Here is a 23,782-nt window from a genome sequence, read left to right as displayed (position 1 = left end):
CCCCATGTTCGCGGCGAGAAAGTCACCTAGCACAATGACAGATCACGGCCAAAAACGGGCGATGAACTTATGATCACTTCAGACGCAGTGTTGCGATGTTCGGCCATCAGAGATGGTAGAACAGATTCGGTCGTTAAACAGTTATGGCAAGACCAACCCATGCCAAATCGGAGCCCGCATGTGATGGTGGAAAAAAAGCCTCTCGCACCAGTTTTCAATGGATTGAGAGGCTTTTCCCGGTGACTCGAAAGCACAATCGATGTGTTGAGACGCTTGAAATTGCTTTATCTAGGTGAGTGCGCTGTTTATATGACACAGCATTATGACCAAGTTAGGTATCCCGCAGTCAGCTGCTTGAACCGGCTATCAAGTGGAGCTTTGCCATTACCAGGCAGATTGGCGATGAGGAAGTCGATGCATTCAAGTAATCGCTGATTGACTACACCTGATTTTAGCTTTTCTAGCGCGATGCATGCTTGTTTTCTGCAAACTTCTTGGCTTAGCTGAAGCTGTATTTCGTAGGAGGTTAAAGCAACCAGTGCCGATGGAGCCCACGTGTCGCCTAGTAAAACAAGAAGCTGGTCGTAATACCCTGCACCTCTTGGTGAAACTCCGTTGTAATAGGCTCGCCCATTCCCGATACGGCACATGAGAAAAGTTTTTATGAGTTTAGGGCCAAAGTTTTGCAGGATATCTTGCTGGTTGTGGATATACGACATGATTTCGGCAGCTACGGGTGCTTCATGATGATAGTTATCCCAAGCATGATGTTTTTCTAGCAATGTATCGACCAAACCATCAACTATTATTGCCCGCTCTGCGTTGGAGCGGAAGGCATTACCGTTGACGACTTGGAAAAACTGAGCACCGAGATCATATTTATCCTTGTGAAGATTTGTATTATATCCTTCTAATGTTAAGCCTAAGCGGTATTTGAAATCGTCATTGCTCGCTTGCCAAACAGATACAGATAAAAGTGAAATGTTTTTTCGGACCTGTGGATCCGTATCCTGAGCGACGTATATCCCAAACATTGTTCTCAGTACGTTCCCGCAGTGGTGAGAAGCGAGCTCGTTGATTTTTCCGGTTATTCCTGCAAGATTGGCGGCGTCTAATGGTTGCGTATAGCTGCGTAAATTTTGAATAAATGCCTGAACCTGTAGTGCAGACTCTGTAGGTCGGTCTTTCAGGACGTCTTTGATGCAGTTTGTTAGCCAGCCTAATAGTTCGTAAGCATTGATGGTGTAATTAGTGGGGTGCGAGATACCTATGTCATTTCGCATATCGAGCATATGCTTTAATTTTTTTGATGTGGTCTCGCTGATTAGTTCAAGCTTACGACAGGTATCAAGTAGGGTTGAATCTTTTACGGAGCGAAGATCCTCCTCTGTTTGATAAAACTCTCTGTTTTTCCCGCCAATAGCTGCGTCGTAGAATATATCAAGACCGTAAGCTACGACTTTTTTGTGAAGGTCTAGGACTACTTCATTCCAGATCGCATTGAGGGAGTAATCGAAAAGACCGAATCCTGCGCCCACCACAAATTTTGAGAGATATCTAGCTCCTTGCTTCGCTTCGGGAGGAAGTGACTCGATAAGTGCCAGCAAGCTATGCCCAATAATGGCTCTGTCTTCAGCGGACGCAATAATATTGTCATGTGGGAGCCCAATGCTTTGCAGGACCTCAACGATCATCTGTGCTTGTGGATCAACTAGCTGCATTTGTGGTTTTGGAATTAGGTTGTTCATCGATGATTCCCTCCAGTTAGCGGGTGATGCTGGCTTGGTGTCCTGTAGTGATGCAAGAGCATGCTGTTTGTAATGTTTTCTAGCTCTTGGCTACATATTCAGATGCCTTCCGCGGCGAAAACGGCCCGATCGCCAGGACTATCGGTGAAGACAGACGAAGCGGATTGTTTCGCACCTGGGTGAAGCGTGCCAGCTGGGGGACGACTGCTTGGTAACTTGCATAGGACCTGTCCTTGTCAAAACGTGGATGCATTCTGCCAGTACCAGCTTGCGTAGGCTATCTTGAGCGAACACGCCATCAAAGTCCGCTTTTGGCCGGTAGCCCCCCTTCTAAGTTAAAGACTGTAGTCCGATCATCATAAGCCGCTCCTCGCAGAGCAGTTCTTGATGTAACACCTATTTGCCCTGTAACACGTCTATCGGCAAACGAAACACAGCTGTGTAACGCAAAATAAATCATTTAAAAACATATACTTAATAAATATCGTAACACCCGTAACACGGTTTTATTAGGGTATCCCCCTAGCCCCATCAGTATTGCTCCTCCAGCGAAAGGAGATCGATCATGTTCTTGGCTTTGATTAGACAGCGGGGTCCCTGCGCATGTTGGTTTGTCACGGGGTAGGAAACCCGCGTGATCGTGTCAGCGGAAAGGTGCCCAGCTTGGTGAACTGCTGTTCACCAGTGCATTTGTCCTATGAATCGAAAAGCCGCTTGGGACCCTGGGCATTTCGGATAGACACGGGGCATAGAACCCGCGCGTTCGTGTTAGCGGATGGATTTTTTAAGTTGGTTGACAGGTTGACGTGGTTGACACCCATCGACATGGTTGACGCCATACAGGTGTTCACTATCAGCAACAGATACGGCCACCTTTACCGAAGCTGTAACGATGGCCCTTTTTCTTCAAGATCCTTTCAATTTCAACGATTGAAATTTCAGTAACTTCCGGCACCTCCCACTAACTCGATCCCGCGGGTTTCATGCCGCGTGCTGGAAGAAAAACCTCAGGGTCCCCAGCAGCTTTTCAGCCCCTCCCACCTTTTTCACGGACGCAATGGCACCGCCGAACGAAACACCGACTAGTATCAGAACAGAGAACGTGATCAATCAGGAGTAGGGAAAGCGCTATGGATATGGTTCGTGTCAACTCGACGGCTATCACAGCTGTCGGCTATGACCCCGCTACAGGCAGGATGAAAATCACGTTCAAGCAAGGGCGTACTTACGACTACTGCCGCGTCCCACCTAACATCCATCAGGGCCTCATGGGGGCCGGCTCGAAAGGTACTTATTTCGATAGGATGATCAAGGATCGGTACCAGTGCTAGACCTGGGCATACAGGCGTATTTCAAGCTAGATGCACACCCAGCACGGGAGGCCGTGTATGCCCTCGTGTATGCCTAACCGAAATACCACCACAAGAACCCTTATAAACCGGGCATCTTACCGCCCAGTTCAAACGACGCCGGGGCACCATATATAGAAATGAAAAAGCCCCAGATCAAAAGATCCGGGGCTTTTTCGTGGGCGATTGGCTGATGCGTTTTTCGACGGAGCAAATCACATCAAAGCAGTGAGATTAACGGCGTGGACAGCTCATCATGAGCATTCAATTTGAACTCCCCGAAGCTTCCAAATAGCAGCCCCGACCTAAGCCAACCTCACAGATACATCGAAGGTACCCACATCAACCTGCCATCAGCTTCAGGTTGAGCCTAACAACCCTCTCGTACCTCAGGCATGGGCACGAAAAAGAACGGATGGCGCCCACCCTCGGCGTGGACCTGGCGATTCAAGCCAAAGCCCAGCACAACGTTAATGACCCCCCCGATCCCCGAACACTGGGCTTACCGTATCTGGTACAGCACAGCAGCCCCTGGCTTGGGTTCGAAAGCCGGTACAGTGCGTTGCTGCAGTGGCATACCCTTGGCATCCCAAACCAAGGTGTCCGATGGGTACTCGTCCTTGCGGGTCATGGTGTCGATCTGCTTGGCGATCACCTCTGAGCTTGCAGGCACTTCCGGGTTCCATTCGAATACGCCAACTCTGCCGTAGAACACAGCCGGCGCGTCGTTATCGAGGCGCCGGTCGGGGCACATGACCAAACCGCGGTCAAGCATAACCCGCAACGCGCCAACAGGTACCGCCTTCACCGTGGGCTTGGTGCGTTCGGTGCTGTGGCCTGGGCAGACATTGGCCGAGCGAGTAACCATCGCCTCGACCACTTCAAGATCGGATTGGGCCTGCGCCGAAACGGCAACGGCAGATAGGGCGAGCACTACCAGATTTGACTTCCAGGGCACGCTAAACCTCCTATGGAAAAAATACCCCAACGTTGCGGACTGCCCCCCACGTAAGAACAGTTCGTTGCCAGGAGGCACACTTGAGACCAACACGACATTTAGTTTGTTCCAGTTGCTGATTGATAGCCCTGGCTCTGACCGCGCAGAGCGCCTTTGCTCCTCATAACACAGGCAGCTATCGGCCAAAAATCGGACGCTTGTAAAGGGCAGACTCCAACTCAAGTTGCTGATCACCAGTGCCGGGCTGACCCAGGTTTGAAAGCAGCGCTCGGGACGGCATGGGCTAAGGGCCGGAGATGCCTTGCCGTCGATTATCTCCTCGCTGCCCATGACAACTTACCGCTACCGCCGCCGCCCCATCTTCTCTCCACGAATCCCCTGCCCCCGCCCTATAAAACGCAATCCCGGTAGTGCTGCTGGAACTCCCCCCTTGACCCAAGATGATCCGTCCACTGCCGGACAGGTTCGGCCTCTTGCTCGGTGAGTTTCATCTGCTGCAATTCATCATGAAGAAGGAACACAAAATCCTCTTCGTCCTGTATTCGCCGCACGTCCTGTAGGGTCCAGTGATGTTCGCTGATCAGATGGAGCCGAAGTTCGTCCATGGCTTCCAGTCTGGTCCAGATTGCCGTGCTGTCCTTGCGCATGCGCTCGGCGAAACACTTGAGTTTGTATAGCCCGAGTGCCATGCGGGTGTGTTGATCGCGCGGCTGCCCTTCCCAGCGGAGGTCGGGGTTTTCAATCAGGCGTTTCTCGTACTTATCAAGCGCCGCTACCCATTCACGATGGTGATTGAATTCTTGAACCATAGGCCGGGTCTCCACGACAGTCCTTTCGAGTGAAATCAAAACGATGTTACGGCTTGGCCCGACGGCTATTGGCGGCCAGGGTCAATTCCAGGCAGCAAAAAAGCCCGCGTTCCAGGCTGTGTGGAACGCGCTCAGGCGCAGCTCAAAGTAAGTGCCCGACTTGTCGGGGCATTCGCTTTTCGGGGTGGCCGAGGGGCCTCCCCGAATAGCGGGCATCCGTCCTGTTTTCAGGTGGGAAGACAGCCGCTTGGGCTGTTGGGGAGCTTGACGGTGCAAGCTTCAGAATCGCCCACTGATACCCAGCAAAGGCCCCTTCTGGACGATGTCGTAGACGAAGCCATCATGGCGATAATTCACCCCCATCGCCCGGTAACCGGCCACTGCTGAAAACCCGGGCCAAAACTCCCAGCCGGCCAGCGCTGCCAGGTCCCAGTCTTCCCGAGACTGCCCGGCACCCGCCATCCCCCAGGATGACAGCCAGAATCGATCGTTCACGGCATAGTGCCCACGCAGGCCTGCCATGGCGTCTACCCATGTGGCGTTGTCAGAGCCGGATAAGCCACCGAGTGGTCCGCCATGGAAGGTGAGGGTGGTGCCGCTGTACCAGACACGTACGCCGCCGGCGACATCCAGTCGGCGGTTTTCATCACCCAGCACTGTGTAGCCGCCCCCCAGGAACCCGGAGGCTGTCTTGCTTTCGACCTCAAGCTTGGCGCCCCCCGGCAGGCGGTTGCGGGTGTCGGTGTCGATGTACATCAGGTCGGCGAGCACGCTGTAGGGGCCCCGACGCGCCTCCCCCATCAGCATCACCGACATATCGACCGTCTTGGCGATGTCGGAGAAGTCGGAGAAGTCGGACTTTATGAACTGGGTGCCCGTGCTGCTATGACCCACGTGCCCACGAATGCCGGCGCCCCATACGTAAGGGCCGCCGTTGAACGTCCAGTCATCGTTGTCTGCCGCCATGGCGGGCCCGGCGGCGACAAAGGCGCCAGCCAGCAGCGCCAGATGGGCGTGCTTGCGCCACAAAGCCGAGCGGGGGTTGTCACTGTGCATGATGGTGTGTCCCCGATCAGTGCTGAGTCAGCGAGAGCGCCACGCCCTCGGCCGCACAGTCCTGTGTGGGCTTCAAGCCAGCTTTTTGTGCGGCCTTGACCTCTTCCTTCGCCGCCGCCAGATCCGCCAGGAACGCCGGATTGCTATGCAAGCTCGCAACCGTCGCAGCGCCCATGATGCGGCCCGCATCGACGTCGCTCTGCCAGTGGGCGTCGCAGATGACGCGGCTCTGGCCGAATGACAACCCTCGGGTCATCAACTCGGTTGCACGGGCAGGCTGAATCTCGGCCAGCAACAGCCCCCAGGCCCAACCGGCGGCGGAGTGGCCGGAAGGCCAGGAACCATCCGTGCGCAGCAGCGGTTCCATGTCTTTGCGACAGGTCCCTTCGTTATGTGCCACGAAGGGTCGAGTGCGGTTGTAGGCATTCTTCCCGGCATAGGTGGAACCGCCCGCATCCGACAGGGTGCGCTGCATCAAGGTATAAAGATGCGGTGTATTTTTCTCGGTGATCGGCGTGCCCAGCGCACAGGCGAATGCGTTGGCCGGGCCTGGGAATGCCAGCTCCGCATCCGCCGCGGCGAGTTTCTCCCGAGCCGTGCCGCGTAGAGACAGCGCTGCTCGCCGTGCTTCCTCATCCCGTGCCAGCGCCGCAGAATCAGGCTTTGGTGGGGCGCCCAGCAACGCCAGGCGCAATGGCAAGTCTGCCGAGTTCAGATAGCCGGGGGCCAGCTTGAAGTGAGGGTCCGTGACCTTGGGCGCAGCATCGTCGGCAAGCACCAGCCCCGACCAGAGCAGGCCCGCCAGCCCCAACTGCTTATGTACTGTTTTCATCGGGTGTTCCCTTATCAAAACCGGTAAAGGGCATTCAGATAGGCGCCTGCGCCCACGTTCTCACCCGTCAGCGGGCTGTTGCGGGCGTCGGAGACCAGGGCGTAGGTCTTGATGCCGCCTTCCAACGCCAGCTGTGGCTGCCATTGCCAGGTGAGGCCCAGCCTCAGGGTCACGTCGCGCATCCCGACACCTGGGTGATATTCCTCGAAGCCGGTACGCGCGGCTTGTTGGGCGGTGACGCCGAAGCGCGCCATCATGTCTTTCTCATTGCTCCAGGTGCCGTACAGGGTCGAGTCCAGGGTCAAGGTGGAAGACAGCGCGTAGGCTGTGGCGAAACCGGCCTCCAGGAACGCGGTACGCCCCAGGCTCTCGCCACCGTAATCGCGGCTCTGGCTGGCTTGCAGCCCACGAACAAACAGGCGGCCGGCCGGCAGCACCCAGTACGCTTCCGCCCCGACCAGGGCAGTGCTGTCCAGGTTACCCATGCCTTTGAGGTAGTCATCACGACCGCCCAGGGTGTGGATTCTTTCCTTGCGGCCCTGGTCGTAGCCAATCAGCAGGGCCACTCCAAAAGGCGACAACCCCGGCAAGTCCCAACGCAGACCATCGGGGAACGCGGCAGTAAACTTGCCCCAGTTTTCGGTAGGCAAAACCGCTTTGAGTTTCAGTGACGGGAACGCGGCGTAGTGTGAAGAACCTTCATACAAGGGGCCGACGGCGAGTCCACCACCGACGGTCACCGAGGGCTCACTTGAGTCGTCTGCGTGTGCAGGCAACGCCATCGCAAAGGCGAGGGTCGCACTGGTCATGAGCGCCGCTTTATATTTGAAAAAGTTTGAACCACCGATGGTTGTCATTGCTTCTTTCCTTGGGTGTAAAACCAAACTTATTGGCGTGGGTGCCCAGTTATAAAAGTCGAACGTTATGAGTTAGAGCTCGACGGCCTGCGGCTTCGGGAAACTCCACTTTCCATTCAGAATTTGTTCTTTCGGCTGATAAAGCCTGACCGTGTAGTTCCAGCCAGGCGTGGTAGGCAGGCAATTCGCAATCTTCCCGTCGCAACCGCCGAACTGGATGACAATCGAGCCATCCTCACTTTTCCTCGCGGTGAGGTTGTTCAACGAATAGGCGTCATAGGGGTTCTTCTGGAAGTAACCGTCGGCGTTATAAACACTGACAGACCAAAAACTATTGACCGGGACCTCTCCGACTTTGAGCCGGTAAATGGTTTTCCCATCGTTCTCAGGCATCACACCGCCGAGGTAGATAGCGTCCTTGGCGGGGTTCCCACCCCAGCCCGTCGCGGTACCGATCAAGTGATGGATGGGATTGACCGCGCCCTTGGGGCCAAAGGATTGGTTGTAGTCAGGAATCGTCGAACCCAGGACCTCCAGCGCCTCACGCACCTTGGCCTGGCTCGCCGGGTCCCACTTAGGTACTACAAACTCGCCAACCTTGGCCTGGCTGACCGCGATGGAGTCCTGCAGTGCATGGACCTTTTCAAGGTCTTTGCGATCCGCGGGATCGAAGAACGTGCGCACAGCGACAAACACATAGCGTGTGCCGATGGCCTCTTTCGTCAGTGTCTGGCGGCCGGCGCCATAAGTGACGAGGGGCACGTAGTGATCTTCATTGATCACCGCCATGGACATGAACCGCCCACCGGCCTCAGGCAAGGTGATCGTGACGGGGCCTGCTTCGAGATCGAACACGGCTGACGAATAGAGCGTGTCGCGATTCATCCGGACCACATTCTGGGCGTCAATGGCCACCGCTTCGCGGCTATGAACAAAGCGGCCCAAACTGCCACTTGCGACCATTTTTCCCAAGTAGAGGTCGGACTCGGCGCGGACAAAGTTATCTACACCTACCGGTATCGCCACCTCCGGGGATGACTGAGCATTCGCACTTCCAAAAACCACCAGCGCCATCGCAAGGGCACAGGCCGTGGATGAATGGGACATTTAAACCTCTTGGTTTTATTAGTTGGCGTTAATTTTTTGACTGTATAAGAACGCCTAGGCGCAAACTTGCCATTTGGTGCCAAAAGCAAGGTGAGCGCGTACGCGAAGGCCGCCCCGGAAAGGGGTGAAGTGTTTGAGGGGGTGGGTGTTAGAAGAGGGTGTTAACGATCCTGTTTCAAGAGCGCGCGATAGTGCGACGGCGGGCTCCCAGTCCAACGCTTGAAGGCGCGGGTAAAGTGCGCAGGGTCGCTGTAGCCGACCATATAGGCAATTTCGGTCGCGCTGTATCTGCCGCTGGCAATCAACTGAAGGGCTTCACTGCGACGTGTCTCGTCACGTAAAGCGTCGAAGTCTATGCCGCAATGTTCGAGACGCCGCTGTAGCGTTCGAGCAGACAGCCCAATTTTTCTTGAAATAGAGGCAAGTTTGGAAAGCTCCTGATCGGCTATCTGCTGGGCGAGCACGTCAGCTGCGTCAGCGGTCGACTTCAAGGCTTGGGTGGTTTTCCAGGCAACATCTCGGAAAGGCTGCAGGGAGATCTCGAGCAACTCACGATCAAATTCGATCATGTTGTGCTCAGCGTTCATTACCAGGTTCGGCCCCAGGTGCTCTTCAAGCGCCTCGTCGCCTCGTTCTCGCGGATTTTTTAAATGTACGCGTATAGCGCCTGGCGCGCCGGACATGAGCGGCACTTTTCTCAGCACCGCAAGGGTGCCGAAAATGACCTGCTTCGGATCAGCCCCGTGGTGCCCGGTAAAGTGTTGGATCAGTTTCGTCGTGCGCCCTTCGGTGACGATCTTTACTTCGCTTCCCTGATGCAGCAAATCCGTGTGCACCGCCGCCGCCGCACACGCCTGAGCAAGGTTGGTCGAGCCCAATATCAATTCGCCCCACATGCCGGTTGAGCGCATATCGGTGAGGTGCCCTATCATCGCCCCGCCGAAGGGGTCCTGTGCGATAGCGGCCATTTCATTGGCGATATGAAAGCAGGCCGCTCGCGGTACCCAAGCTTCTGGGTTTTGAAAAACATGCGGGGAAATACCGAACCGTCGAAAGAACTCCAGTGGCGACACCCCTCGCATACTCAGATAGGGGGCGACTTGCCTGAGTGTGCTGAGTCTGATGGCGGGCGCAGCATTCGTCATGGGTGTCCGTTCCTGGTTCTAAAGGCAATGCATTTGAAAACCGTCTTGGCATGCTGGCATAGCATAGGCAAATTGTTTGCCAAAATCGCGCGATCGACAGCACTGTCACCCTGAGCATCGATTCAGCGGCAAGCTCATCACTTACACACGAAAAAGCCCCAGGTCAAAGAACCTGGGGCTTTTGTAGAGGCGGGGCAAAGACCGCAACGCTCATCCTTCGCTTCAGACCCGAGCGGGTGACACGATGATTTTCACGTTGTGTTCCTTGTTTTTGACCAGTTCCTCGAAGCCCTGGCCCACGATCTGTTCCAACTGAATGCGCCCCGTCACCAGTGGCGTGATGTCCAGCCGACCATCGGCGATAAAAGCGATCACGTCAGCGAATTCACCGTTATAGGCCAGCGCGCCGAGTACCTGTTTTTCCGTCGCCACCAACTCGAAAAAGTTGAACTCACTGGGCTCCTCGAAGATGCCCACCAGTACGCACTTGCCGGCCTTGCGGATCAGGTCGATCGCGAGCTTGGCCGTGTGTTTGTTGCCGATGCATTCGAAACTGACATCCGCGCCGAGCCCGCCCGTCAGGCGTCGTACCTCGGCCAGGGCATCGCATTGATTGGGATCGAGCACATGGGTCGCCCCCACTTCCCGGGCCTTGGCCTTGCGCGCTCCGGACATCTCCAGGGCGATCACCTGAGCCGCACCCGCCGCCTTGGCGCACATGATGGTGCACAGGCCAATGGTGCCCGCGCCGACCACCACCACGTTTTGCCCCAGCAGGCTTCCGGCCTTTTTCACCGCGTGCATGCCCACCGCCAGAGGCTCGATCAGTGCGCCGGCTTCAGCCGGAAAGTTCGCCGGCAACTTGTACAGCAGGTTGGCTGGTACGTTGACCAGTTCGGCGAAGGCGCCGTTGTTCATCAGGCCGGTGAAGGCCAGGTTCTCGCAAATGTTGTATAGCCCGTGGGTGCAGTAGTAGCAGGTGCCGCAATGTTGGCACGCATCGGCCGCCACCGGCTCGCCGACGCTGAAGCCCTGCACGCCGGCACCGAGTTCGACGATCTCGCCACAAAACTCGTGACCGAGAATGCACTGGCCTTTTATCCCGGTCAGCGGGTGCGGGGCGTCAACCGGTATGAACACCGGGCCGGCCACGTACTCATGCAAATCCGAGCCGCAAATGCCGCACCATTGCACTCGGATCTGCACCCAACCGGCAGGCGGCGAAACGGGCAGTGGAACGTCTTCGACGCGGATATCGTTACGACCGTGCCAGACAGCGGCACGCATGCTGCGTTGCGAGTTGAGCGAAAGGGTCATAGCGAAGGCTCCTTGATACGGTTGGCACTGACGCGCCGGACGGTTTGCCAGAGCCAGAGCAAGGCCGGTGCCAGCTCCGCAAGAACGCCTGCACAGCCCTTTTTTAGAGCGGCCCAATGGAAACCACGGAGGGCCGCCATCGCGTTCAAATGAGACGCGCCATGCCAGACAGCACGCGATAGCGACGAGACCGTGAGACGTTGCGTCTCATCGCCAGCCCCGGCGTCCACGAGCGGCGCTCGATCAGGCCAAGCCACCGCTATGACGTTTTGTCAGCCCACCCCGGTCTACCGCGCGCCCTGCCCCCGCCCGACCATCAGGCGCAGCCAACCAGCGCAACGACGCGTTCACTCGGTTGGCGTGTCCTGCAATGTCGCGCGCAGCACCTGTTCAAGCTGGGTAAAGAATGCGTGGATATGCGCCTGTTTCAACGCCTGGGGCCGGGTGACCAGGTAGACCTCCATCGGCGGCAGTTCAATCTCCTGGAACACTTCGCTCAGGCCCTCGGCCAGGATACGCGGCAGCACCGCCACGCCCATGCCGCGCCTCACCGATTCCAGCTGCACGGCAAATGAGTTCACGCGGATCGGCGCATGGTCCAGGCCGGCGGCCTTTGCCGCGCGCATTTGCGGCAGCAGGTCCAACGGCGGGAGCAAGGCGATACAGGCCGTCGTGGCCGGCGTCATCGCCGGAAAACGTTGCAGGTAACCGGCATCGGCGAAGACGCCATAGGCCAGCGTGCCCAGCGCTCGATAAATCAGCGAGGGCTCCCCCAGGTGCGCTGTGCGCACGGCGATGTCGGCCACGCCACGTACGATCTTGTGAAAGTCGGTGGTGATCTGCAGTTCCACCGAGCAGCCAGGGTGCAACGCGGTAAAACGATTCGCGGCCTCCAGTATGCAGGTCGCAAACCCTTCTCCCGCACTGATCAGCACCGTGCCGCTTAGCGCTGCCTGCGCCCCGCCCCCTTCCACCGTCGTCTGGCGGCGCAGGCCGGCTTCGGCCGCCAACGCCACGGCCACCAGGGATTGCCCCCGCGAGGTCAGCCAGCAGCCCTCGACCCCGCGCTCGACCAATGGCTCACCCAAGGCCGCTTCCAGTTGGCTCAGGCGTCGGGAAACGGTCGACGCAGCGACACCGAGCAACTGGCCTGCCTGCAGAAAGCTGCCCCGCCGCGAGACCGCCAACAGCAGGCGCAGATCATCCCAATTTGCTTGCAGCGCCATATCCTTGCTCTTCCCTGGTCTGCAAATGTGCAAAGCCATTATGCAGCAGTCGCCGTTTTCCGAGCGCGGTCTCAGCGGTATATCTAGCGGCCTTTCAAACCATGGATATGGCCTGTATGAACACGAACCCCAACCGCTTGCGCAGCACCTTTGTGACAGGTGCCACCGGCTTGCTGGGCAACAACCTGGTCAGGGAGCTGGTCGCACGCGGCTATGCGGTCAAGGCGCTGGTGCGCTCGCAGGCCAAGGGCGAACAGCAGTTCAACGACCTGCCGAGCGTGGAACGGGTGGTGGGTGACATGGCTGACGTCGATACGTTCGCGGCGGCCCTGCAAGGCTGCGACACGGTGTTCCATTGCGCGGCGTTCTTTCGCGATAACTACAAGGGCGGCAGCCATTGGCAAGCCCTCGAAAGGATCAACGTAGTCGGCACCCGAGCGCTGCTCCAGCATGCCTATGACGCGGGTGTCAGAAGGTTTGTGCATACCTCTTCGATTGCCGTGCTCGACGGTGCGCCGGATACGCTTATCGATGAAACGTGCCTGCGGGCCGAAGCCGATGCGGACGCCTACTACCGCAGCAAGATCCTCGCTGACCGCGAGGTGCTGGCGTTTCTTCAAACCCATCCGCAGATGCACGCGTGCATGGTGCTGCCCGGCTGGATGTGGGGGCCTGGCGACCTCGGGCCGACGTCCTCGGGACAATTGGTCAAGGACGTCATCAACGGCAAGCTTCCGGGGCTGATCCCCGGCACTTTTTCGTTGGTCGACGCCCGCGATGTGGCCTGGGCACTCATTGCCGCCGCCCAGAACGGGCGACGAGGCGAACGTTATCTCGCGGCTGGCCGCAACTTGACCATGCGCCAATTAATCCCGCTGCTGGGGCGTATCGCGGGCGTCAAGACACCTTCCCGGCAACTGCCCCTGCCGGCGCTTTACCTGTTGGCCGCCGTGCAAGAGACCTATGCCTACCTGACCGGCAAGCCCATTTTGCTGAGCATGGCGACCTTGCGACTATTGATACGAGAAGAGCACCGCACCTGCTTTAACCACCGTAAGAGTGAAGATGAGCTGGGCCTGAGTTTTCGTGCCTTGGAACAGACCCTCACCGACACGGTGGCTTGGTACCAGCAACACGGCAGGGGGTAAAAACCAGGCCAAAAAGCCCAACGCCAGTCAGTTAAAGCGTTTTTGTAGGAGCGAGCTTGCTCGCGAAAAACGTCAACGATAACGCGTGCTTCCTGAATCAACGCGGCGCCTGTGAGTTTTTCGCGAGCAAGCTCGCTCCTACAGAAGACGATGTACGCTTAACTGGCTGGCATTATTTTTGGATCAACGCTTGCGCAACGCCTCCAACCGCGCCGGCAGGTCTTCCTCGGGGAATCGCTCATGCAAGGCCAGCAGCTTCTCATCCGCCGCCTTGGTTTCCCCTGCCAGACGCAGGTTCACAATCTCCTGCAACCCTTCCTCCAACGAAGGCACTGCCACCGGCGCGCGCTTGCTCAGCCTCACCGCCGACTGATCCGCCAGCGCTCCGGCAATCTCAGCCTGAACCGGTGCACGCTCAGCCTGGGGGGCGGCGGCGATTCGAGCCATCGGCGCAGGTGCAGGCAACGCTTGCGGCGCAGGACGGGCAGCTTCTTCGTGCAAGGCGGAAAAGGTCGCCGTGGAGATTTCGGGTTGCGGCACTGGCGAGCGCATCACCACACCGATCATCAGCGCCAGGCCGGCCACGGTGGCGAATGCCATCTGCCAGCGCGGGCGTTGGCAGGCTTGCAACCAACGTTGCCACAAGCTCGGTTGCGGCGCTGGGGCCTCGCGGCGCACGGCGTTGAGGATGAAGGCGTCGATGGACGCTGGCGGTTCGCCGCCGCTGTGCTGACGAAAATGCTGGAGCAGCAAGTCGTCGGGATCCGGGGTGTGTCGGGAGTCGGTCATGCGGGTATCTCCTCGGCCAGCAGGCGCCGGAGTTTCTGCTGGGCGTAACGCAGGCGGCTTTTTACGGTTTCCAGCGGGGCTTTGGTGAGGGCAGCGATTTGCGGCACTTCGAGGTCGCCGTGCAAGCGCAGCAGGAAGACTTCGCGCTGGTCTTCGGGCAGGTCTTGCAGCGCGGCTTCGAGGCGCGCCTGGTCGCGGCTCAGGCTCAGTTGCTGCTCGGGGCCGGCCGTGTCGTCGGGCTGAGCGTGCAACTGCTCATCGTAGCTGTCGTGCAACGGGTTGTGGATGCCGTGCTTGCGCCAATGGTCAATGAGGCGGTTGCGGGCGATCTGAAACAGCCATGTACGAAAACTCGCCCGGCCTTGTGGCTGGGTGGTGCTGCGGATCAGGCTGAGCCAGGTGTCCTGATAGATTTCCTCGGCCAGCTCGGCCTTGTTGCTCAGGGACACGAGGAAGCGATAGAGACCTTGGCGGTGCCGCGCGTACAAGGCTTCGAATGCGGCGGCGTCACCGGTTCGGTAGCGGGCCAGCAGCGATTCGTCGCTGGGTGAATCATCTGGAACAGCCATGTAGGGGGCGAACTCCTTTTTAAAGTTGAACCCGATCTAAATGTGGAAGGATCAAAACTTTTCCTTAAACAACCGCATTTTTTGTGGCGAGCGGGCTTGCCCCGATGCCGTTCAGTTCAGCGTACATCGCCTTCTGTAGGAGCGAGCTTGCTCGCGAAAAACTCACAGGCGCCGCGTTCTCTCAGGAAACACGCGTTACCGTTGACGTTTTTCGCGAGCAAGAACTAGGCGTCCCCCTCGCTCCTACAAAAAAGCCTTAACTGAATGGCATTAGGGCAAGCCCGCTCGCCACAGGCGATTCCAGTTTGCTGCGCCACAGCGCCAAGCCGGAGATTTATCGGGACCTGCCACATTTGATCAGTGTCATGTTCGAGATCAGGGTTTGAGACCTTGGGCCAGTTCCACCAGTTGCACGAACTCGTTGCGCAGCCCGAACGGGTCATCGCCACGGGCCGAGCGCGCCAGTGCGGCAGTGTCCTGCAAACTCATGCTGCCAGTGTAGCGGCCATCGCCCTTGAGCTGTTGGGCGAAGGCCGCCACGGCCGCGGAGAAGCGCAGGTCGTCACTGGCCTTGGTGGTTACGTTGCTGACGGGCCGTTCGATCAGTTGGCTGTCACCTCCCGCAGCAGGCTTGTAGCGCACACGCACCATGGCCAGTTCGCCCGTGTTGTGTTCAGCCTTCGGCTCGCGGGTGTAACGCAAAGGCTCCAACCAACCTTTCTCGCCCTTCGGCACAATTTCGTACAGCGCGGTAACCGTGTGCCCCGCGCCGATTTCGCCGGCGTCGACTTTGTCGTTGTTGAAATCCTCACGCTTCAGCGCACGGTTTTCATAGCCCAGCAGGCGATATTCACTGACACGCGCCGGGTTGAATTCCACCTGCAACTTCACATCCCGCGCCACCACCGACAGGGTCGAACTGAGTTGATCCACCAGCACTTTGCGGGCTTCACGCAGGTTGTCGATGTAGGCGTAGTTACCATCGCCCGCATCGGCCAGTTGTTCCATCAAGTGTTCGTTGTAGTTATCCACACCGAAGCCCAGGGTGGTCAGCGAAACGCCGCTTTTACGCTGGTCGACGGCCATTTGCTTGAGGCTGTCGAAGTCGCTGACGCCCACGTTGAAGTCACCGTCGGTGGCCAGCAGGATGCGGTTGATGCCCTTGTCGATAAACCCCTTGCGGGCCATCTGGTAGGCCAGTTCGATGCCGGATGCGCCGGCGGTGGCACCACCGGCAGTGAGCTGGTCGATAGCACTGCGGATCTTGGCCTTGTCGCGACCGGAAGTCGGTTCGAGCACCACGCGGGACTCGCCGGCGTAGACCACCAACGACACACGGTCCTGGTCGCGCAGTTGATCTACCAGCACTTTCAGGGTGCTTTTCACCAGAGGCAAACCTTCGCGGCGGTCCATGGAGCCGGACACATCCACCAGAAACACCAGATTGGCCGGCGCCAGGTCGGCCACAGCGCGGTCAGAGGCCTTGATGCCAATGCGCAGCAGTTGAGTGCGGGGGTTCCATGGGCTGGCGGCGACTTCGGTGGTCACGCCAAAGGGTGAGCCGTCGGTGGGCAACGCGTAGCTGTAGGGGAAATAGTTGACCATTTCCTCCAATCGCACAGCGCCTTCGGGCGGTAGGCTGCCTTGATTGAGGAAACGTCGTACGTTGGCGTAGCTGCCGGTGTCGACATCGACGCTGAACGTCGAGACGGGCGTTTCCGCCACACGGTGCACGGGGTTGTCCGGCAGGTTTTCGTATTGCTCACGGGGCTCGCTGCGATAGTCCAGCACGGCGGATTCCTGCACGAGCATCGGCGCAGGCATCGCCACGCGCTTGACCAAAGCGCCCTGGACCTGCGCACTGTGCAGCTCGGCGATGGGCGCAGGCTCAATCGGCTGGGCGACCTCAGGGGCTGACGACAGCCCGCACCCGGCCAGTGTAACCAGCAAGGTAACGGCAAAGCCCTGGGCCGCAGGACGCAACAACAGCAGAGTGTGGGACATGAGCTGAACCTCGTGAATGAATAATCCGTTCACAAGGTCAGACGCAAGCTTAGGGCGGTTCGGGTTAATGCACGTTTACGAAATTGACCCGCCTCTCAACGACAAGGACGATCCGCCGCCGGTGTCGACTGCATCGCCTGGGGGATGGCTTGGTTCGGCGCCTGCAACTCGTAGACAAAGAACGGGCAACGCACGCCCATCTTGCCCTCGACATCACCGCCGTAGACCATGCCGACATAGGCCTCGTACTGCCTGCCCTTTTCAAAGGTGTACACCCGCGACAGCGCCGGGCATTTGCTGTAGGTGCTGCCGTAGCTGCCCACCCCCAATTCTTCGCGTACCAACAGGAACGGCTTGCCCGCAGGCACCCGGTACTCGGCCACGATCTCGGCATACACCCCTTCGGCCATGCGGGTCATCCCCAGGTACTCGGCCATCTTCGGCAGCACGCGCGGCGCCATGCCTAACCGAGGCGGTATCAGGGGTGACTGTGGGTAGTTGATGCTCGGCTTGTCACCGTCATAAAAACGCCCGGCCTTGGCCAAGCCTTGCTCATTGCCCACACACCCCACATAGCTGCCGCCACGCACTTCGCCGTTGGTGATCACGCGTAACCGGGCGGTGTCAGTACCGCTGGCAGGCTCGACATAGGCCACCCAGGGTTGACGATTACAAGCGCCCAACAGCAAAAGTGAACTGATCAAGGCGAGGGACTTCAGCGTCATAGACAGGTTTCCATACAGTCAACGGGATGCAGTAGACGGTAAATCTCAGAGATTGATCACGATCGTCTTGGCCAACATATCGCCCAAGCGACGGCGCAGGCCGAACAGTACAAAAAGACCGTCCAGCACTATGAACAGCATCTTCGGAAAATTGCGCAGGAACGACTGGAACAGCGTGCAGTTCGTGGGGTACGGGTAACCCACCACGGCCGTGCGGCACACCCGCTTGCCCAGGCTCTGGCCATTGGGCAAGGCATCGCAAAACAAGTAGTACCCGAAGGCTGAAAACAGCAGCACATAGTGGAGGCCATCAAACAATGCCGGGCCTCCTGCAGAACCCAGATAGAAATAGGCGTAGTCCAGGTTTCTGTTCAAAAACAGCAGGAAAAGCACCACCGCTATATCGATGAAATAGCCGAGCAGGCGCTTGCCTGGGCTGGCGAGGTTCCAGGTGCCTGCGGTCGATACTGATTCGCTCATACAGTCATTTATCCAAAAGTCGAAGAGATGTCATTGAGGCCGGCACATGTTGTACGTGCCCGTTCGCGTCCATACGCTGTGGCTTTAACGTCATGGTGTTTGTGGCTGTTCTGTGGAAAAAGTGACGAAAAAGGGGACGGATTTATTTAGGTTTGGCGCTGGTCAGTATTAAATAAATCTGTCCCCTTTTCTGCTGGTGTCAGACCCTGAGGAATACCCACCGGATTGTCCTGCTCGAGATTGGCGGATATGGAGCTATTGGTGCGCGATGAAGTACACCGGCAAGCTCAGAGGCTAGGGTAGATTTGTGGGAATCCTCAGGGTCTGCCCACTATTTTCTGTTTTTTCAGTCACACTAGCTAGTTAGCTGCTAAGTAAGTGCCATTCAAATCTGTTCCTTTTATCATCATCAAGGAAAATTGGTATCCACAAAGTTTCTAGCAAAATCTTCTGCGTTTATTTTTGCACCAGCTCGCGCGAATTTTTCCGAATTCACGCGCCACACTTCTTTTATTTTCTCCACGAGGGATTCCGGAAAACCCATCTGAGACGCGACGACATCACTCCAACTGCCTTGCACCCCGTACAGCTCGTGCAACTTGGGCTCCAGCGCACTTAACGCCGCACACTGCTCGTCTGTCAGCTCATCAATAGCCGAAAGCACGTAGCATTCCAGTAGCCGGAGAAAAGGCTTCCCCTCATATCGATTCATAACGGCTCTCAAATAAAATCCGGGTGAACTTGCAACTGCTGCAGAAACTCATCGAAGCTTTCGGCAAGTTGGGTGCGTTCTGAGCCTTCATGTGAGTAATACCAAACAGAACCGGATGGCGAATCCAGCGAAATATAAAACTGGCTGCCACCTCCGTCGCGCCCAATGGGCAACATGAATGGCCCCAATACTTGAGCCCAGTCATCAAGAGCCTTATCCAGGCTGTAGATACCCGCGTCTCCTAGTGAATAAAACCAATCAACGCTGACGCTAGCATCTGGTGATGCGTTCAGAAAGAAACTTCCGGCTTCAGGATGCCCACCGTTGGCACTTCGGATGAATTGAAGGTAGGTTTCTGGAAGCCTACGGCCCAGCCGAGCCTCAAGGGCGCGCACGCTTGAGTCATCACCACTGAAACCCACGCTGGGGCGTCCCCCGACATTGATGTTCAACTCAGCAATATTCATTCTTCCACCTAATTTTTTGGGGCGCCTCTTGGAATTGCCCATTCAGAATATCCACCCGCAGCCCCCGCATCGGGATGCAGTACGCGCCACCAAGGAGAACCAGGTGTGTGTTGGGCGGTCGGTACTAATCGCATGATTCCTTCCTGATTGAAAGCAGTCGACGACGACGCATGCTCCCATGTCCAGCCAGCAAAAAAGAGCAAAAAAGGGGACGGATTTATTTAGGTTTGGCGCTGGTCGGTATTAAATAAATCTGTCCCCTTTTCTCCGTCCCTTTTCTCCCCTAAACTCATTAGTGATTACCTCCCCGTTGGGCCCTCGCCGAAACATACCACCAACTAGAGTCGACCCACCGGACTTTATTGTCTCTGCCAACTGTTGATGAGGAGAGCCTCCGAGGTTATTGGTCGGCTTACCGACAGCGAAAGTATTCGTTTTAGGATAAAAAACAAACTCAACGGAACCGTTTTTTGTGCTAGGAAAGTAATTCTGTATAGCCTTAGATGATACCGAACCCGGCTCCAAGCCTAATACTCCAGGTGCAGGGCCTGAACCCTGCCAGCTTGTGGTTGCTTTTGCACCAAGTTATTCTGGCAAGGTTCCATCAACAGAAGTAATTTTTCCAAAAACTGTACCTATAGGAAGCCCCCTAGCTTTCCTAATCAGTTGAGCCATTAATGTCCAGTAGACATCAAGATTTGAAGTTTCCAAATTATCCATAACATCTTTACCGCCGAGAAATAATGGTATTCTGTATCCGACACACTCTTCGTAGCTAGGTGCAGCGCCTCGAATTAGCCACTGGAACCGGAAGCTAACGGCTAAAGCCTCTTCGCTGTACTCAACCAATTCGTTATTATGGAAAGTCACGATATTGCAAGGAATCTCGAGAGCCTGTCCAGTTCCAGGCTCAAACATAACGACTCCAGAATACCCTTCTTCCAATCTGCCTGAGTCAACTGCAAAAATGCGTCCTAGCCAATCGAATCCAAAACATTGCACGCGCCCATAAAAATCGGGGAACGCATATTCGATCTTTTTGTTCCACTCATTAATCAAACTAGGCGTCATCACTCGATATAACGCGTTATCAAATGAACACCCTCCAAACTCCAATATCAACTCAACCAATCCATAACAATCACCTTTAGCATCGAAAACAGGCATATTTTCACTGTTAACAAGGTAATCGACAAGAAAACAACTGCGAAAAATATCATACATTTATCAATCTCCAATTTTCACATTGTTGATTTTTGTTCCAGGCGGCAAACCCTTTGCTTGCTGATAAATTTGAGCACCAAGACTACGATTAACACTCTTATCTAACGGACTCATGTTAGGAGTAGTGTCATTACCGCCGAGCGGTAAGTCAACCATGTGATCGACATCGGAGCCCGGCGGCACTGTGTTGCCGGCCTGCCTATAACGACTTGCAGCCGATGTTCCAGAGCGGACTGGCGTTGTTAGGACGGTATCTGCATCGTTTAAAATATTAACTTTTGCATCTGCCGCTGCGCGCTGCGCGTCCGTCCATCCTGATTTGTAGGTTAGTAAAAAAGGGGACGGATTTATTTAGGTTTGGCGCTGGTCGGTATTAAATAAATCTGCCCCCTTTTCTCCCCTAAACTCATTAGTGATTACCTCCCCGTTGGGCCCTCGCCGAAACATACCACCAACTAGAGTCGACCCACCGGACTTTATTGTCTCTGCCAACTGTTGATGAGGAGAGCCTCCGAGGTTATTGGTCGGCTTACCGACAGCGAAAGTATTCGTTTTAGGATAAAAAACAAACTCAACGGAACCATTTTTTGTGCTAGGAAAGTAATTCTGTATAGCCTTAGATGATACCGAACCCGGCTCCAAGCCCAATACTCCAGGTGCAGGGCCTGAACCCTGCCAGCTTGTGGTTGCTTTTGCACCTAATCAGCAGCTGTAAAAAAATGCTTATCTAGATCAACAGGAGTAAACTGACCAGGTAGAATTTTTGACGAAATATCTCTGCTAAGCAGCTTTAAAATGAACTCAACACAGCCGAAGTTGTAGACTTCCTCTTCCCCCTGATCCGAGCTATGAATAGCAACTTTCCATGAGTCTGGTTCTCCATCAACCAACCAAACAAAAGTTTCTCCATTATCCGTTACCGCCCAGGGAAGAAAAGAGCCTTCCGCAGGGTAATCTGGTCTTGGATAGTCCGATAAAAATTCTTGCCTCATTACAGCGTATGCGTCTATAAAATATTGGCTTTTTTCAAAATTCAAATTTGAATTTTCTGAAAATGGGTCTAACACCCATACGAAATCGTCTACTGCTCCACACCCGTAAATTGATATGAACTGTTTAAAATCGGACGGTAATCGCAGACCTCCCTCAGATTCAAAGGTCGCCCAAGCCGCATTATCAAAGATTCGCTGAGAGGGTGGCGAAAGGAGAGCAATCAGTTTATTTATCATTCTTACTTAACTCCACTCACGTTCGGAATTGATACATCAAGAGTAAAACCGCCTTACCCACTAGCAGACAACGTTACACCGGTTGGCATTGCAAAAAAGGGGACGGATTTATTTAGGTTTGGCGCTGGTCGGTACTAAATAAATCTGTCCCCTTTTCTGTCAGATATGTAAGACTTCACATACGTCCATCGAGTGAGGATCCAATACGCCGAGAATACAAACGTAAGAGGAAAGCCGATCCAGTTGTATACCCAAGGCGAGTCAGTGTGCAGGACAAGTGAAATCACCGCAGCGATGATCATCGCGAGTAGCAGGCTAGCCGCCAGAATCATGGAAAACAGTGAGATCGATAAGAAAAACCCACCGATCCATTTATTTCTTCTCACCCGAAGCCTCCTCGTAAAACGTATACCCTTGATCAACCACAGACTTCAGGCAGCGCTCCCAGCGCTGCCCCGTAAGGAAATGCGGTATTAAATAAATCTGTCCCCTTTTCTCCGTCTCCTTTTCTCCGCTTTTCTCCCTAGTTACTTCCGTTCATTACGCAGACTGCTGATAATCCGATTCCAGTAGCGTACAGCCTCAAAGTGCCGCTGTCTCGTCAACCAAGTTTTGTTCTCAGGACTGGTTGGATCACCACCAGCGATAGCGGGTTTAATCTCGAATAGCTCCATGCCTTTAGGGCGTGAGTGCTTATTAAGCTCACTCATTTTGGTCTGCCAATCGAGCAAATAGATCGGGAAGGTCGCTCGCTACCGATATAGCATACTGACGATTCATACCTATAAACGGAATTCGAACTACCGACATTGCTGCATCCAATGTGTCAAACCCATACCCCTCCCCTCCGCCGTTAGAAGCGAACAAAAATATACCTGGCGCATATGTCTCGACCTCATATTCACGATTGAATGCGACTAGCTCTTCTACCTTCCAAAAAATAATGTAGCTGTCGCCAATGAGTCCTTCGCCACCGTCGTGCGTCTTAAGGAATTCAATATAACTCTGAGGAAGTTCGACTCCCAAGTGTGTTGACAGACCATCAACAGCCGAAATTTCAGCCGGGCCATTGAGCTGCCCCTCTGTTAGATGATATTCCATAGCTATTTTCCTAAGTCTTTCTGCAATTGGTTCCACCAAGGAGTTACCTGCTACCGATGAACATCGCGAGGCAGCGATAACTTTATTGGCGGAATCGGTTGGACTTCAGTAAAAAAGGAGTAAAAAAGGGGACAGATTTATTTAAATAACACATCAACTTCAGAACTAATTCCGACGACCTGCCAGTTATTATAGGCATCGAAAGCATATAGCACGTCGCTGGAATTCCCACTGCAAGAAAGTAATCTGAGCTCTTCCCCCTAGTAAAATTCCTCATTTACCAGCTCAAGCCATATCGAGGAAGCATGCTCTTTGATTCCCAGCGATGCTAAACATAAAGCAAACACCTGAACACACTTTATCTCTGAGATTAGAATTGCAAAAAAATGGGACGGATTTATTTAGGTTTGGCGTTGGTCGGTATTAAATAAATCTGTCCACTTTTCTCCGCTGAATGTGAACGGGCGCAGATTTGCTCCCAGCCTTTCCCTTTCTCAATCGTGGCGCCGGTCGGTGGGGACTCCTCAGGGTCTGCCCCCTATTTTCTGTTTTTTCTTTTTTCCAGTCACACTAGCTAGTTAGCTGCTAAGTAAGTGCCATTCAAATCTGTCCCTTTTATCATCATCAAGGAAAATTGGTATCCACAAAGTCTCTAGCAAAATCTTCTGCGTTTATTTTTACACCAGCTCGCGCAAATTTTTCCGAATTCACGCGCCACACTTCTTTTATTTTCTCCACCAGGGATTCCGGAAAATCCATCTGAGACGCGACGACATCACTCCAACTGCCTTGCACCCCGTACAGCTCGTGCAACTTGGGCTCCAGCGCACTTAACGCCGCACACTGCTCGTCTGTCAGCTCATCAATAGCCGAAAGCACGTAGCATTCCAGTAGCCGGAGAAAAGGCTTCCCCTCATATCGATTCATAAC

23 protein-coding genes and 2 pseudogenes are annotated in these 23,782 nt (G+C 55.4%); 2 read left to right on the top strand and 23 right to left on the bottom strand.

Annotated elements, in window-relative coordinates:
• Positions 1-320 precede the first annotated feature (320 nt).
• Positions 321-1,748, bottom strand: coding sequence for a hypothetical protein (locus AB7933_RS02400; RefSeq protein ID WP_024072728.1), 1,428 nt, complete (start codon positions 1,746-1,748; stop codon positions 321-323).
• 1,130 nt (positions 1,749-2,878) lie between these two features.
• On the opposite strand from AB7933_RS02400, the gene AB7933_RS02395 reads away from it, so the two are divergent.
• Positions 2,879-3,079 carry a KTSC domain-containing protein gene (locus AB7933_RS02395; protein ID WP_024072727.1) on the top strand — a complete coding sequence of 67 codons (201 nt, stop codon included), beginning with the start codon at positions 2,879-2,881 and terminating at the stop codon, positions 3,077-3,079.
• 520 nt (positions 3,080-3,599) lie between these two features.
• Here the strand turns inward: AB7933_RS02395 and AB7933_RS02390 are convergent.
• The 9 genes from AB7933_RS02390 to AB7933_RS02350 form a co-directional block, all read right to left on the bottom strand.
• Positions 3,600-4,055 carry a hypothetical protein gene (locus tag AB7933_RS02390; RefSeq protein ID WP_024072726.1) on the bottom strand — a complete coding sequence of 152 codons (456 nt, stop codon included), beginning with the start codon at positions 4,053-4,055 and terminating at the stop codon, positions 3,600-3,602.
• 389 nt (positions 4,056-4,444) lie between these two features.
• Positions 4,445-4,864 (bottom strand): hypothetical protein, encoded by a 420-nt coding sequence (locus AB7933_RS02385; protein WP_024072725.1) that lies wholly within the window; start codon positions 4,862-4,864, stop codon positions 4,445-4,447.
• Between the two features lie 279 nt (positions 4,865-5,143).
• Entirely contained in the window at positions 5,144-5,923 is a 780-nt protein-coding gene (locus AB7933_RS02380) for a hypothetical protein (RefSeq protein ID WP_041160812.1), read from the bottom strand.
• 13 nt (positions 5,924-5,936) lie between these two features.
• Positions 5,937-6,752, bottom strand: a complete 816-nt coding sequence (locus AB7933_RS02375) for an acid phosphatase (protein ID WP_024072723.1) — start codon at positions 6,750-6,752, stop codon at positions 5,937-5,939.
• A gap of 14 nt (positions 6,753-6,766) precedes the next feature.
• Positions 6,767-7,609 (bottom strand): MipA/OmpV family protein, encoded by an 843-nt coding sequence (locus AB7933_RS02370; protein WP_024072722.1) that lies wholly within the window; start codon positions 7,607-7,609, stop codon positions 6,767-6,769.
• Positions 7,610-7,681: 72 nt separating this feature from the next.
• Positions 7,682-8,716 carry a DUF1254 domain-containing protein gene (locus AB7933_RS02365; protein ID WP_024072721.1) on the bottom strand — a complete coding sequence of 345 codons (1,035 nt, stop codon included), beginning with the start codon at positions 8,714-8,716 and terminating at the stop codon, positions 7,682-7,684.
• 161 nt (positions 8,717-8,877) lie between these two features.
• Positions 8,878-9,861: a helix-turn-helix domain-containing protein gene (locus tag AB7933_RS02360; protein ID WP_024072720.1), complete on the bottom strand. Its 984-nt coding sequence runs from the start codon at positions 9,859-9,861 to the stop codon at positions 8,878-8,880.
• A gap of 222 nt (positions 9,862-10,083) precedes the next feature.
• Positions 10,084-11,148, bottom strand: a complete 1,065-nt coding sequence (locus AB7933_RS02355; RefSeq protein ID WP_223817903.1) for a 2,3-butanediol dehydrogenase — start codon at positions 11,146-11,148, stop codon at positions 10,084-10,086.
• Between the two features lie 377 nt (positions 11,149-11,525).
• Positions 11,526-12,404 (bottom strand): LysR family transcriptional regulator, encoded by an 879-nt coding sequence (locus AB7933_RS02350; protein ID WP_024072718.1) that lies wholly within the window; start codon positions 12,402-12,404, stop codon positions 11,526-11,528.
• Between the two features lie 116 nt (positions 12,405-12,520).
• Between AB7933_RS02350 and AB7933_RS02345 the strand changes: the two genes are divergently transcribed.
• On the top strand, positions 12,521-13,552 hold the full coding sequence (locus AB7933_RS02345) for an SDR family oxidoreductase (RefSeq protein WP_024072717.1): 1,032 nt from the start codon (positions 12,521-12,523) through the stop codon (positions 13,550-13,552).
• A gap of 183 nt (positions 13,553-13,735) precedes the next feature.
• Here AB7933_RS02345 and AB7933_RS02340 read toward each other — a convergent pair whose 3' ends face one another.
• The 13 genes and pseudogenes from AB7933_RS02340 to AB7933_RS02280 all read right to left on the bottom strand — a co-directional run bounded on the left by AB7933_RS02340 (position 13,736) and on the right by AB7933_RS02280 (position 23,779).
• Positions 13,736-14,341, bottom strand: a complete 606-nt coding sequence (locus tag AB7933_RS02340; RefSeq protein ID WP_024072716.1) for a hypothetical protein — start codon at positions 14,339-14,341, stop codon at positions 13,736-13,738.
• A complete protein-coding gene (locus tag AB7933_RS02335; protein WP_024072715.1) occupies positions 14,338-14,910 on the bottom strand; it encodes an RNA polymerase sigma factor in 573 nt (190 codons plus the stop codon). The genes AB7933_RS02340 and AB7933_RS02335 overlap by 4 nt, the downstream gene beginning before the upstream one ends.
• Before the next feature lie 375 nt (positions 14,911-15,285).
• On the bottom strand, positions 15,286-16,914 hold the full coding sequence (locus AB7933_RS02330; protein WP_024072714.1) for a vWA domain-containing protein: 1,629 nt from the start codon (positions 16,912-16,914) through the stop codon (positions 15,286-15,288).
• 95 nt (positions 16,915-17,009) lie between these two features.
• Complete coding sequence (locus AB7933_RS02325; RefSeq protein WP_024072713.1) at positions 17,010-17,639, bottom strand: hypothetical protein; 630 nt, start codon at positions 17,637-17,639, stop codon at positions 17,010-17,012.
• Between the two features lie 45 nt (positions 17,640-17,684).
• Complete coding sequence (locus tag AB7933_RS02320) at positions 17,685-18,119, bottom strand: RDD family protein (RefSeq protein WP_024072712.1); 435 nt, start codon at positions 18,117-18,119, stop codon at positions 17,685-17,687.
• Between the two features lie 409 nt (positions 18,120-18,528).
• Positions 18,529-18,831, bottom strand: a complete 303-nt coding sequence (locus AB7933_RS02315) for a hypothetical protein (RefSeq protein ID WP_024072711.1) — start codon at positions 18,829-18,831, stop codon at positions 18,529-18,531.
• A gap of 8 nt (positions 18,832-18,839) precedes the next feature.
• Positions 18,840-19,340, bottom strand: coding sequence for an SMI1/KNR4 family protein (locus tag AB7933_RS02310; protein ID WP_093235851.1), 501 nt, complete (start codon positions 19,338-19,340; stop codon positions 18,840-18,842).
• 201 nt (positions 19,341-19,541) lie between these two features.
• Positions 19,542-19,850: pseudogene (locus AB7933_RS02305) on the bottom strand (polymorphic toxin type 43 domain-containing protein); the annotation flags it as partial.
• Positions 19,851-19,883: 33 nt separating this feature from the next.
• Complete coding sequence (locus AB7933_RS02300) at positions 19,884-20,522, bottom strand: T6SS immunity protein Tdi1 domain-containing protein (protein WP_024072709.1); 639 nt, start codon at positions 20,520-20,522, stop codon at positions 19,884-19,886.
• A gap of 351 nt (positions 20,523-20,873) precedes the next feature.
• A pseudogene (locus AB7933_RS02295) lies at positions 20,874-21,191 on the bottom strand (polymorphic toxin type 43 domain-containing protein); the annotation flags it as partial.
• Between the two features lie 29 nt (positions 21,192-21,220).
• Positions 21,221-21,751, bottom strand: coding sequence for an SMI1/KNR4 family protein (locus AB7933_RS02290; RefSeq protein WP_024072708.1), 531 nt, complete (start codon positions 21,749-21,751; stop codon positions 21,221-21,223).
• A gap of 702 nt (positions 21,752-22,453) precedes the next feature.
• Positions 22,454-22,852 (bottom strand): SMI1/KNR4 family protein, encoded by a 399-nt coding sequence (locus AB7933_RS02285; protein ID WP_024072706.1) that lies wholly within the window; start codon positions 22,850-22,852, stop codon positions 22,454-22,456.
• Between the two features lie 624 nt (positions 22,853-23,476).
• Entirely contained in the window at positions 23,477-23,779 is a 303-nt protein-coding gene (locus AB7933_RS02280; protein ID WP_024072705.1) for a hypothetical protein, read from the bottom strand.
• Positions 23,780-23,782 lie beyond the last annotated feature (3 nt).

It is taken from the genome of Pseudomonas gorinensis, from assembly GCF_042015035.1.
GTDB classification, from domain to species: Bacteria; Pseudomonadota; Gammaproteobacteria; order Pseudomonadales; family Pseudomonadaceae; genus Aquipseudomonas; species Aquipseudomonas gorinensis.
This window is presented reverse-complemented; position numbering and strand designations above follow the sequence as displayed.

What these genes read in the sequence shown, in the direction of transcription:
- AB7933_RS02400 (WP_024072728.1), bottom strand. Translation starts at nt 1,748, where the DNA reads ATGAACAACCTAATTCCAAAACCACAAATGCAGCTAGTTGATCCACAA.
- AB7933_RS02395 (WP_024072727.1), top strand. Translation starts at nt 2,879, where the DNA reads ATGGATATGGTTCGTGTCAACTCGACGGCTATCACAGCTGTCGGCTAT.
- AB7933_RS02385 (WP_024072725.1), bottom strand. Translation starts at nt 4,864, where the DNA reads ATGGTTCAAGAATTCAATCACCATCGTGAATGGGTAGCGGCGCTTGAT.
- AB7933_RS02375 (WP_024072723.1), bottom strand. Translation starts at nt 6,752, where the DNA reads ATGAAAACAGTACATAAGCAGTTGGGGCTGGCGGGCCTGCTCTGGTCG.
- AB7933_RS02370 (WP_024072722.1), bottom strand. Translation starts at nt 7,609, where the DNA reads ATGACAACCATCGGTGGTTCAAACTTTTTCAAATATAAAGCGGCGCTC.
- AB7933_RS02365 (WP_024072721.1), bottom strand. Translation starts at nt 8,716, where the DNA reads ATGTCCCATTCATCCACGGCCTGTGCCCTTGCGATGGCGCTGGTGGTT.
- AB7933_RS02360 (WP_024072720.1), bottom strand. Translation starts at nt 9,861, where the DNA reads ATGACGAATGCTGCGCCCGCCATCAGACTCAGCACACTCAGGCAAGTC.
- AB7933_RS02355 (WP_223817903.1), bottom strand. Translation starts at nt 11,148, where the DNA reads ATGCGTGCCGCTGTCTGGCACGGTCGTAACGATATCCGCGTCGAAGAC.
- AB7933_RS02350 (WP_024072718.1), bottom strand. Translation starts at nt 12,404, where the DNA reads ATGGCGCTGCAAGCAAATTGGGATGATCTGCGCCTGCTGTTGGCGGTC.
- AB7933_RS02345 (WP_024072717.1), top strand. Translation starts at nt 12,521, where the DNA reads ATGAACACGAACCCCAACCGCTTGCGCAGCACCTTTGTGACAGGTGCC.
- AB7933_RS02340 (WP_024072716.1), bottom strand. Translation starts at nt 14,341, where the DNA reads ATGACCGACTCCCGACACACCCCGGATCCCGACGACTTGCTGCTCCAG.
- AB7933_RS02335 (WP_024072715.1), bottom strand. Translation starts at nt 14,910, where the DNA reads ATGGCTGTTCCAGATGATTCACCCAGCGACGAATCGCTGCTGGCCCGC.
- AB7933_RS02330 (WP_024072714.1), bottom strand. Translation starts at nt 16,914, where the DNA reads ATGTCCCACACTCTGCTGTTGTTGCGTCCTGCGGCCCAGGGCTTTGCC.
- AB7933_RS02325 (WP_024072713.1), bottom strand. Translation starts at nt 17,639, where the DNA reads ATGACGCTGAAGTCCCTCGCCTTGATCAGTTCACTTTTGCTGTTGGGC.
- AB7933_RS02320 (WP_024072712.1), bottom strand. Translation starts at nt 18,119, where the DNA reads ATGAGCGAATCAGTATCGACCGCAGGCACCTGGAACCTCGCCAGCCCA.
- AB7933_RS02315 (WP_024072711.1), bottom strand. Translation starts at nt 18,831, where the DNA reads ATGAATCGATATGAGGGGAAGCCTTTTCTCCGGCTACTGGAATGCTAC.
- AB7933_RS02310 (WP_093235851.1), bottom strand. Translation starts at nt 19,340, where the DNA reads ATGGGCAATTCCAAGAGGCGCCCCAAAAAATTAGGTGGAAGAATGAAT.
- AB7933_RS02300 (WP_024072709.1), bottom strand. Translation starts at nt 20,522, where the DNA reads ATGTATGATATTTTTCGCAGTTGTTTTCTTGTCGATTACCTTGTTAAC.
- AB7933_RS02290 (WP_024072708.1), bottom strand. Translation starts at nt 21,751, where the DNA reads ATGATAAATAAACTGATTGCTCTCCTTTCGCCACCCTCTCAGCGAATC.
- AB7933_RS02285 (WP_024072706.1), bottom strand. Translation starts at nt 22,852, where the DNA reads ATGGAATATCATCTAACAGAGGGGCAGCTCAATGGCCCGGCTGAAATT.
- AB7933_RS02280 (WP_024072705.1), bottom strand. Translation starts at nt 23,779, where the DNA reads ATGAATCGATATGAGGGGAAGCCTTTTCTCCGGCTACTGGAATGCTAC.